Consider the following 9,026-nt stretch of genomic DNA (forward strand, 5'->3'; position numbering starts at 1 on the left):
CTCAAACCCCCTTGGCCGCGGTGCGGACCAGGACGAGGCCACCGTTAGGGCCGGGGACGGCGCCCTTGATGAGCAGCAGACCCTTCTCGGCGTCAACGGCGTGGACGGTCAGGTTCTGGGTGGTCACACGCTCGTTACCCATGCGACCGGCCATCTTCATGCCCTTGAAGACACGACCCGGAGTGGCACAGCCACCGATGGAGCCGGGCTTGCGGTGCACGCGGTGGGCACCGTGAGACGCCTTGCCACCACGGAAGTTGTGGCGCTTCATGACACCGGCGAAGCCCTTGCCCTTGCTCTTGCCGGTGACGTCGACCTTCACGCCGGCCTCGAAGAGCTCAGCGGTGATCTCCTGGCCGAGCGTGTACTCGGAGGCGTCAGCGGTACGGAGCTCCACCAGGTGGCGGCGCGGGGTGACGTCAGCCTTGGCGAAGTGACCCTTGAGGGGCTTGTTCACCTTGCGAGGGTCGATCTCGCCGAAGGCGATCTGGACCGACTCGTAGCCGTCGACGTCGTTCGTACGGACCTGGGTCACGACATTGGGGCCGGCCTTGACGACGGTGACCGGGACAACCCGGTTGTTCTCGTCCCAGACCTGCGTCATGCCGAGCTTCTCGCCCAGGATGCCCTTGATGTTCTTAGCCATCTCGCGCGCCCTCAGAGCTTGATCTCGATGTCAACGCCCGCCGGGAGGTCGAGACGCATGAGCGAGTCAACCGTCTTCGGCGTGGGGTCGAGGATGTCGATGAGGCGCTTGTGCGTGCGCATCTCGAAGTGCTCGCGCGAGTCCTTGTACTTGTGCGGCGACTTGATGACGCAGTACACGTTCTTCTCAGTGGGCAGCGGCACCGGGCCCGCGACCGACGCACCAGTGCGCGTCACCGTCTCGACGATCTTCTTCGCCGAGGAATCGATGACCTCGTGGTCGTAGGCCTTGAGCCGGATGCGGATCTTCTGTCCCGCCATGGCTACTAGTAGTCCTGTCTCTCGTAACGCTCTGGACTCGGGGGTTCTCTTGACTCTGTCTCCGACCCACGCGGTCGGGCGTGTCGCACTCCCTCTACGCAGAAATCCCGAAGGATTTCCCAACCAAGGGGGTGCGGTCCCAGAACCGCAGGCCGGGGGCAGAACACCACCCGAGTGCCTGGCCTGCACCCCGCTGACGCTTCCCGGAAGATTCCCGTACGTCCGCTCCTGAAAAGGAGCGACGAGTACTGTGGGACTCGCTTCCGGTCCTCCCGACGGGAGGCGCGCAGCATCGGCACTCAACCGAGCAACCCCGACAGTCTGCCATACGGGACCTTCCGGCCGCCAATCGGGGGCGAAGACTGTACCCCACGTCACGTACGGGCAAGCGTCGGGGCGCACGCGCCGTCCCGGACGCCCCTCCCGCTCCCCCTCATCCCAACCGGCGTGCCCGTTCCGTCAGATGGCGGCGCTCGGGAGCACTCGTCGCGTGCCGGGCCGCCTCGCGGTAGGCGGCCGCCGCGTTCTCCCCGTCGCCGAGGAGTTCGAGGAGGTGCGCTCGCGTGGCGAGGAGCCGGTGGTGGTGGGCGAGGCGTTTGTCCTCCGCCAGGCCGGCGAGGAGCTCCAGGCCCGCTTCCGGGCCGTGGACCATCGCGACCGCGACCACGCGGTTCAGCGTGATCACCGGGTTCTCCCCGGTCCTCTCCAGAAGCTCGTACAGGGCGAGGATCTGCGGCCAGTCGGTGGCCTCGGCGGACTCCGCCTCGTCGTGTACGGCCGCGATCGCCGCCTGGAGCTGGTGCGGGCCGACCTGCCCCTTCGCCAGCGTGCGGCTGATCAGCCCGACGCCCTCCTCGATCAGCCGGCCGTCCCAGCGGCCCCTGTCCTGCTCGGCGAGCGGCACCAGCTCGCCGTGCGGGCCGGTGCGGGCCGGGCGGCGGGCGTCGGTGAGGAGCATGAGCGCGAGCAGGCCCGCCGTCTCGGTGTCCTCGGGGACGAGCCGGTGCAGGAGCCGGGTGAGTCGGATCGCCTCCGTGGAGAGTCCGGGCGCGGTGAGGTCGTCGCCGCCGCTGGCCGTGTAGCCCTCGTTGAAGATCAGGTAGAGGACGTGCCGCACCTCGGTGAGCCGGGCCGCCCGGTTCTCCCCCTCGGGCTGGGCGAGCCCGCCTCCGGCCGCCTTGATCGTCTGCTTGGCCCGGGTGATGCGCTGCGCCATGGTCGTCTCGGGGACGAGGAAGGCCGCGGCGATCTGCGCGGTGGTGAGGCCGCCGACGGCCCGCAGGGTGAGCGCGATGCGGCTCGCGGGGGTGAGGTCGGGGTGGCTGCAGAGGAAGAGCAGGGCCAGGGAGTCGTCCTCGCCACCCGTGGGGGCGTCCGCCGCCCGGGCGATGAGCTCGGAGTCCGGGGTGGCGAGCGAGAGGGCGTCCTCGCGGCGCCGGCGCGCGGCCTCGTTGCGGACCAGGTCGATGTACTTGCGCTGGGCGACGGTGAGCAGCCAGCCGCGCGCGTTGTCGGGGATCCCGTCCTCGGGCCACTGCCGCGTGGCGGCGATGAGCGCCTCCTGGACGGCGTCCTCGGCGAGGTCGAAGTCGCCGTACCGCCGGACGAGCGCGCCGAGGACCCGCGGCGCGTACGTGCGCAGCAGATCCTCGATCTCGTGGTTCCCGGTCACACGTCCGCCGCGGACTCGTGGAGGATCGGCCAGAGCTCGACGGGGTCGACGTCCGCGAAGGGCATGTCCGCGGCGATCTGCTGGGCGCGCTCCGGGCTGTCGCAGTCGAGCAGGTAGAAGCTGGCCAGGTACTCCTTGGTCTCCAGGTACGGGCCGTCGGTGACCACGGGGGCGCCGCCCTCGCGGCGGACGAGCAGGGCGGCGGCCGCGTCGGCGAGTCCGTACGCGCCGATCAGCTCGCCGCTCTCCCGGTACTTCCGGTTGAAGGCCTCCTGCTTGGCGATCGCCTCGGGCCAGGCGTCGGCCGGGAAGGACTCCCACTTGGCCTGGCTGCCGTAGATCATCGCGACGTACTTCATCTCGGGTGTCCTCCCCGTCCCACGCGCCCCTGTGGCGCGTTGTCACCCATGGGTCGAAGCCGCCCGCGCGGCCACGACATCGGACGACAGTATTTCTCGCACCCTCTCAAAGATCTTTTTCGCCGGTGCCGGGAACGCGAGAAGGCCCCGCACCTTTCGGTGCGGGGCCTTCTCTTGGAGCTCGTGGAGCTACCGGGTCAGATCAAGATCAGGCAGTGATCTTGACGACCTGGCCGGCGCCGACGGTCCGGCCACCCTCACGGATGGCGAACTTGAGGCCCTCCTCCATGGCGATGGGCTGGATCAGCTCAACGCTCATGGCGGTGTTGTCGCCCGGCATGACCATCTCGGTGCCCTCGGGGAGGGTCACGACGCCGGTCACGTCCGTGGTACGGAAGTAGAACTGCGGGCGGTAGTTGTTGAAGAACGGGGTGTGACGGCCACCCTCGTCCTTCGACAGGATGTAGGCCTGGGCCTCGAAGTTCGTGTGCGGCGTGACCGAACCCGGCTTGATGATGACCTGGCCGCGCTCGACATCCTCGCGCTTGATGCCACGGAGGAGCAGACCGACGTTCTCACCGGCCTGGCCCTCGTCGAGCAGCTTGCGGAACATCTCGATACCGGTGACCGTGGTGGTGGTCTTCTCGGTCTTGATACCGATGATGTCAACGGTCTCGTTGACCTTGAGCACGCCACGCTCGATACGACCGGTGACGACGGTGCCACGACCGGTGATCGTGAAGACGTCCTCGATCGGCATGAGGAACGGCTTGTCGACCTCGCGCTCGGGCTGCGGGATCGACTCGTCGACGGCCTTCATGAGACCGAGGAGAGCCTCGCCCCACTCCTTGTCGCCCTCGAGCGCCTTGAGCGCCGAGACACGGACGACCGGAAGGTCGTCGCCCGGGAAGTCGTACTCGGAGAGGAGCTCACGCACCTCGAGCTCGACGAGCTCCAGGATCTCCTCGTCGTCGACCATGTCGGCCTTGTTCAGGGCGACGACGATGTACGGAACGCCGACCTGGCGGGCCAGGAGCACGTGCTCCTTGGTCTGCGGCATCGGGCCGTCGGTGGCCGCGACCACGAGGATGGCGCCGTCCATCTGCGCCGCACCCGTGATCATGTTCTTGATGTAGTCCGCGTGACCGGGGCAGTCAACGTGGGCGTAGTGACGCGACTCGGTCTGGTACTCGACGTGCGCGATCGAGATGGTGATACCGCGCTGGCGCTCCTCGGGAGCCTTGTCGATCTGGTCGAAGGCCGAGGCCTCGTTCAGGTCCGGGTACGCGTCGTGCAGCACCTTGGTAATGGCGGCCGTGAGGGTCGTCTTACCGTGGTCAATGTGACCGATGGTGCCGATGTTGACGTGCGGCTTAGTCCGCTCGAACTTTGCCTTCGCCACTGAATCCTCCTGCGGAGTGGTTCTGTACGCCTTGCTTCATCGGCGCCAGGTGATCTTTGCTGGGATGCCATCCACCGGGGCCCGATTCCTCGGGTTTCGGGGGTCGAGCCCCGGCGACTGGTGTCAAGCCTAAAGCGTGAGCTCGGAAGAGTTACTCGCCCTTGGCCTTCGCGATGATCTCCTCGGCGACGTTCCGCGGAACCTCGGCGTAGGAGTCGAACTGCATCGAGTAGCTTGCGCGACCCGAGGTCTTGCTGCGGAGGTCTCCGACGTAGCCGAACATCTCCGAGAGGGGCACGAGGCCCTTCACGACGCGAGCGCCGCTGCGCTCCTCCATGGCCTGAATCTGACCACGGCGGGAGTTGATGTCGCCGATGACCTCACCCATGTAGTCCTCGGGCGTGGTGACCTCGACGGACATCATGGGCTCGAGGATGACCGGCGAAGCCTTCCGCGCGGCCTCCTTGAAGGCCTGCGAACCGGCGATCTTGAACGCGAGCTCGGAGGAGTCGACCTCGTGGTAGCCACCGTCGAGAAGGATGACGCGGACGCCAGTCATCTCGTAGCCGGCCAGGATGCCGAACTGCATGGCCTCCTGCGCACCCGCGTCGACCGAAGGGATGTACTCCTTCGGGATGCGGCCACCGGTGACCTTGTTCACGAACTCGTACGTGGCGTCGCCGTCCGTGATCGGCTCGATCGCGATCTGCACCTTGGCGAACTGACCGGTACCACCGGTCTGCTTCTTGTGGGTGTAGTCCACGCGCTCGACGACCTTGCGGATCGTCTCGCGGTACGCGACCTGCGGCTTGCCGACGTTCGCCTCGACCTTGAACTCGCGACGCATACGGTCGACGAGGATGTCGAGGTGGAGCTCGCCCATACCACCGATGATGGTCTGGCCGGTCTCCTCGTCCGAGTGCACCTGGAAGGAGGGGTCCTCCTCCGCGAGACGCTGGATGGCAACACCCAGCTTCTCCTGGTCACCCTTGGACTTGGGCTCGATCGCGACCTGAATGACCGGCGCCGGGAAGTCCATGGACTCCAGGATGACCGGGTTCTTGTCGTCGCACAGCGTCTCACCGGTGGTGGTCTGCTTCAGGCCCATGACGGCGACGATGTCGCCGGCGCCCACCGAGTCGATCTCCTCACGCTTGTTCGCGTGCATGCGGTAGATCTTGCCGATGCGCTCCTTCTTGCCCTTGACGGAGTTCAGCACCGCGGTGCCGGCCTCCAGGCGACCGGAGTAGATCCGGACGAAGGTGAGCTTGCCGAGGTGCGGGTCGCTCGCGATCTTGAACGCGAGGGCCGACAGCGGCTCGTCGTCGGACGGCTTGCGCTTGACGACCAGCTCCGCGTCCTTGACGTCGTGGCCCTCGATGGCCTCGACGTCCAGGGGGGAGGGAAGGTAGCGCACGACCGCGTCGAGCAGGGGCTGGACGCCCTTGTTCTTGAACGCGGTGCCACAGAAGACGGGGGTGACCGTCTTCTCGCCGCCACCCTTGCCGGAGGCAATGGTGATGCGACGGACGGCGGCGTAGAGCTGCTCCTCGGTGGGCTCGACGCCCTCGAGGAAGAGCTCCATGAGCTCCTCGTCGTTCTCGGAGACGGCCTCGATCAGCTTGCCGCGGTACTCGTCGGCGAGCTCGGTGAGGTTCTCCGGGATGTCGACGACGTCGTACATCTCGCCCTTGGACGCGTCCGCGGACCAGACCAGGGCCTTCATGCGGACGAGGTCCACAACACCCTGGAAGTCCATCTCGGCGCCGATGGGCAGCTGCATGACGATCGGGACCGCGCCAAGGCGGTTCACGATCATGTCGACGCAGCGCAGGAAGTCGGCGCCCGTACGGTCGAGCTTGTTGACGAAGCAGATACGCGGGACGCCGTAGCGGTCCGCCTGTCGCCAAACGGTCTCGGACTGGGGCTCGACGCCGGCCACACCGTCGAACACGGTGACAGCACCGTCGAGCACGCGCAGCGAACGCTCCACCTCGACGGTGAAGTCGACGTGACCCGGCGTGTCGATGATGTTGATCGTGTGATCGACATTCTCGAGCGGCCAGTGGCAGGTCGTCGCGGCGGACGTGATCGTGATGCCGCGCTCCTGCTCCTGCTCCATCCAGTCCATCGTGGCAGCGCCGTCGTGGACTTCACCGATCTTGTAAGAAACGCCGGTGTAGAACAGGATCCGCTCGGTGGTGGTCGTCTTGCCCGCGTCGATGTGCGCCATGATGCCGATGTTGCGCACCTTGGCAAGGTCAAGCGAAGTGGTAGCCATATCGGCTCAGTCTTCTCTCGGTCTCGATGTGGGTTGCGACTACCAGCGGTAGTGCGCGAAGGCCTTGTTGGACTCGGCCATCTTGTGCGTGTCCTCGCGCTTCTTGACAGCAGCGCCGAGGCCGTTGGAGGCGTCGAGCAGCTCGTTCAGAAGGCGCTCGGTCATGGTCTTCTCGCGACGGGCGCGGGAGTAACCGACGAGCCAGCGGAGGGCCAGCGTGGACGCGCGGCCCGGCTTGACCTCGATCGGCACCTGGTAGGTGGCGCCACCGACACGGCGGGACTTGACCTCGAGGGACGGCTTGACGTTCTCAAGCGCGCGCTTCAGCGTGATGACCGGGTCCTGGCCGGTCTTCTCGCGAAGACCCTCCATGGCGCCGTACACGATGCGCTCGGCGGTGGAACGCTTGCCGTCAAGCAGGATCTTGTTGATCAGCGAGGTGACAAGAGGAGAGCTGTAGACCGGGTCGATGATGACCGGGCGCTTCGGGGCGGGGCCCTTACGAGGCATTCTTACTTCTCCTTCTTGGCGCCGTAGCGGCTGCGAGCCTGCTTACGGTTCTTGACGCCCTGCGTGTCGAGGGAACCGCGGATGATCTTGTAACGAACACCCGGCAGGTCCTTCACACGGCCACCACGCACGAGCACGATGGAGTGCTCCTGCAGGTTGTGACCCTCACCCGGGATGTAGGCCGTGACCTCGATGCCCGAGGTCAGACGCACACGCGCGACCTTACGGAGGGCCGAGTTCGGCTTCTTCGGGGTGGTCGTGAACACGCGCGTGCAGACGCCACGACGCTGAGGGGAACCCTCGAGTGCGGGCGTCTTGTTCTTCTCGACCTTGTCCTGCCGGCCCTTACGGACCAGCTGCTGGATCGTAGGCACTACTTCTCCGGTTTCTGTGTGCCGTCGGTGAAACTAACCTGAAACACTCGCCGACCCACGCGGTCGGGTGTGTCGAATTCGCGGACCTCCGCCGAAGGCGGAAAAGGCGCGGATCACGGTGGCCGTTTCGCGGACTCGCCGTGCGGCGGAAGACACGCACGGGAGCCCAGGCACACCCCAGGCACAAGGCTTGAGCGTACCTATCGCACGGACTCCGGTCAAAACAAATGCCCACGCGCACGAAGCTGCGGGTGTGGCGGGGCGGGGCGCGGCGCGGTGGATCACCCCGGGTTCACCCCAGGGATCACCCTGGGGGCACCCCATGGATCACCGCGGGAGCCGCCCGGAGAGGCGCGGCGGAACGGTCGGCGGAGGTCGGCCGGTCGCGGCGGGCCCGACCCGGACCCGCCGCGCCGGTGGCGGTCAGTCGCGGGCGGTGCGCCGCGCCTCGACGGCGGCGGCGTCGTCCAGACCCTCCTCGTCGGGCTCCAGGAACTGGTTCACGACCTTGACGAAGACGCCCAGGCGCTCGTCGGGCACGCCGAGCCAGCGGGCGAAGTCCTCCATGGTCGGCTGCCAGTCGTTGGGCGGCAGCAGGTCCGCCGCGAGCGGCAGCTCCTCGGGGGTGACCCGGCCGGACCGGATCAGCATGTCCCGCACGGAGACCCCGAGGAGCGGGGCGATCCGGCGCATCGTCTCCAGGTCGGGCATGCTCTGCCGCTGGAGCAGGCGCGTCACGGCGGCGCGGTGCACCCCGGCCTCGTCCGCGATCCGGGACTTCCCTCCGCCGCGGGGACTGTCGATGTCGTACCCGCGTGCTCTCATCAGGCCTTCGACCCAGCCCGCGAATTCGTCGAGCCCTTGACTGGTCATGTGTACCGCTCCCTTGCTCCCCACCCTCCGGATCCCACACTTTAGCGTGCTTGCGCGCACAGAATTACGTGCTTTCGGGCACGCAATCGTGTCGAATCGATGAAGACCCGGTCAGGACGTCACCACAAGGTTGTTGCGCGCTCGCACGCAACGTGTAAGGCTGCTCACCGCCGCACTCGCCGGCCCCCTGAGCCCCAGAAGCCCCACCGGCCCCATGGACGCCCCGGTGGCCCCGGACCGTGGAGAACCCTCTTGTTCCCGACCGACCCATCCCCCTGGCAGGCCTCCGCCGCGTGCGCCGGCCTCTCCCCGTCCGTCGTCTTCGCCCGCCGGCCCAAGGACGCGGCCCCGGCGCTGCGCGCCTGCGCCGACTGCCCCGTCCGCCGTGAGTGCGAGGCGGCCGTGGCCCCGGCCGAGAGCTACTTCGACGGCGTCTGCGCGGGCCGTCTGTGGCGCAACGGCCGCCCGGCGGACGCCCAGCGCGTCGCGAAGGCGGTCGCGATGGCGGGGAGCCGCCGCCGTGGCTGACCTCACCGACGTCACCGAGCACGCCGAGCACGCCGAGCACACCGCCCGTACCGACCGCACG

At 67.6% G+C, this 9,026-nt stretch carries 10 protein-coding genes; 1 reads left to right on the forward strand and 9 read right to left on the reverse strand.

Going from position 1 to position 9,026, the window contains the following annotated elements; translation table 11 throughout:
* Nucleotide 1 precedes the first annotated feature (1 nt).
* The 9 genes from rplC to ACFWWU_RS24515 form a co-directional block, all read right to left on the reverse strand.
* Complete coding sequence (gene rplC, locus ACFWWU_RS24475; protein ID WP_024755405.1) at nt 2-646, reverse strand: 50S ribosomal protein L3; 645 nt, start codon at nt 644-646, stop codon at nt 2-4.
* 11 nt (nt 647-657) lie between these two features.
* Nucleotides 658-966, reverse strand: coding sequence for a 30S ribosomal protein S10 (rpsJ, locus tag ACFWWU_RS24480; RefSeq protein ID WP_003948644.1), 309 nt, complete (start codon nt 964-966; stop codon nt 658-660).
* 433 nt (nt 967-1,399) lie between these two features.
* Nucleotides 1,400-2,638: an RNA polymerase sigma factor gene (locus tag ACFWWU_RS24485; RefSeq protein WP_384147942.1), complete on the reverse strand. Its 1,239-nt coding sequence runs from the start codon at nt 2,636-2,638 to the stop codon at nt 1,400-1,402.
* The gene (locus ACFWWU_RS24490) at nt 2,635-2,997 is read right to left on the reverse strand and encodes a YciI family protein (RefSeq protein ID WP_384147943.1); all 363 of its coding nucleotides are present in this window, start codon (nt 2,995-2,997) and stop codon (nt 2,635-2,637) included. Before ACFWWU_RS24490 ends, ACFWWU_RS24485 begins: the two co-directional genes overlap by 4 nt.
* A 208-nt stretch (nt 2,998-3,205) precedes the next feature.
* On the reverse strand, nt 3,206-4,399 hold the full coding sequence (gene tuf, locus ACFWWU_RS24495) for an elongation factor Tu (RefSeq protein WP_125744782.1): 1,194 nt from the start codon (nt 4,397-4,399) through the stop codon (nt 3,206-3,208).
* Nucleotides 4,400-4,550: 151 nt separating this feature from the next.
* Entirely contained in the window at nt 4,551-6,680 is a 2,130-nt protein-coding gene (gene fusA, locus ACFWWU_RS24500) for an elongation factor G (RefSeq protein ID WP_384147944.1), read from the reverse strand.
* A 39-nt stretch (nt 6,681-6,719) separates the two neighbouring features.
* Complete coding sequence (rpsG, locus tag ACFWWU_RS24505; RefSeq protein ID WP_024755400.1) at nt 6,720-7,190, reverse strand: 30S ribosomal protein S7; 471 nt, start codon at nt 7,188-7,190, stop codon at nt 6,720-6,722.
* Between the two features lie 2 nt (nt 7,191-7,192).
* The gene (gene rpsL, locus ACFWWU_RS24510; protein ID WP_003948652.1) at nt 7,193-7,564 is read right to left on the reverse strand and encodes a 30S ribosomal protein S12; all 372 of its coding nucleotides are present in this window, start codon (nt 7,562-7,564) and stop codon (nt 7,193-7,195) included.
* Nucleotides 7,565-7,987: 423 nt separating this feature from the next.
* Nucleotides 7,988-8,437 (reverse strand): helix-turn-helix domain-containing protein, encoded by a 450-nt coding sequence (locus tag ACFWWU_RS24515; protein WP_376412949.1) that lies wholly within the window; start codon nt 8,435-8,437, stop codon nt 7,988-7,990.
* Between the two features lie 252 nt (nt 8,438-8,689).
* On the opposite strand from ACFWWU_RS24515, the gene ACFWWU_RS24520 reads away from it, so the two are divergent.
* A complete protein-coding gene (locus ACFWWU_RS24520; protein WP_329621711.1) occupies nt 8,690-8,965 on the forward strand; it encodes a WhiB family transcriptional regulator in 276 nt (91 codons plus the stop codon).
* Nucleotides 8,966-9,026: the final 61 nt, after the last annotated feature.

It is taken from the genome of Streptomyces sp. NPDC058650 (assembly GCF_042717315.1).
In the GTDB taxonomy this organism is placed as follows: Bacteria; Actinomycetota; Actinomycetes; order Streptomycetales; family Streptomycetaceae; genus Streptomyces.

Excerpts from the sequence above, each read along its gene's own strand:
- rplC (WP_024755405.1), bottom strand. The coding sequence starts at position 646 with ATGGCTAAGAACATCAAGGGCATCCTGGGCGAGAAGCTCGGCATGACG.
- rpsJ (WP_003948644.1), bottom strand. The coding sequence starts at position 966 with ATGGCGGGACAGAAGATCCGCATCCGGCTCAAGGCCTACGACCACGAG.
- ACFWWU_RS24490 (WP_384147943.1), bottom strand. The coding sequence starts at position 2,997 with ATGAAGTACGTCGCGATGATCTACGGCAGCCAGGCCAAGTGGGAGTCC.
- fusA (WP_384147944.1), bottom strand. The coding sequence starts at position 6,680 with ATGGCTACCACTTCGCTTGACCTTGCCAAGGTGCGCAACATCGGCATC.
- rpsG (WP_024755400.1), bottom strand. The coding sequence starts at position 7,190 with ATGCCTCGTAAGGGCCCCGCCCCGAAGCGCCCGGTCATCATCGACCCG.
- ACFWWU_RS24515 (WP_376412949.1), bottom strand. The coding sequence starts at position 8,437 with ATGACCAGTCAAGGGCTCGACGAATTCGCGGGCTGGGTCGAAGGCCTG.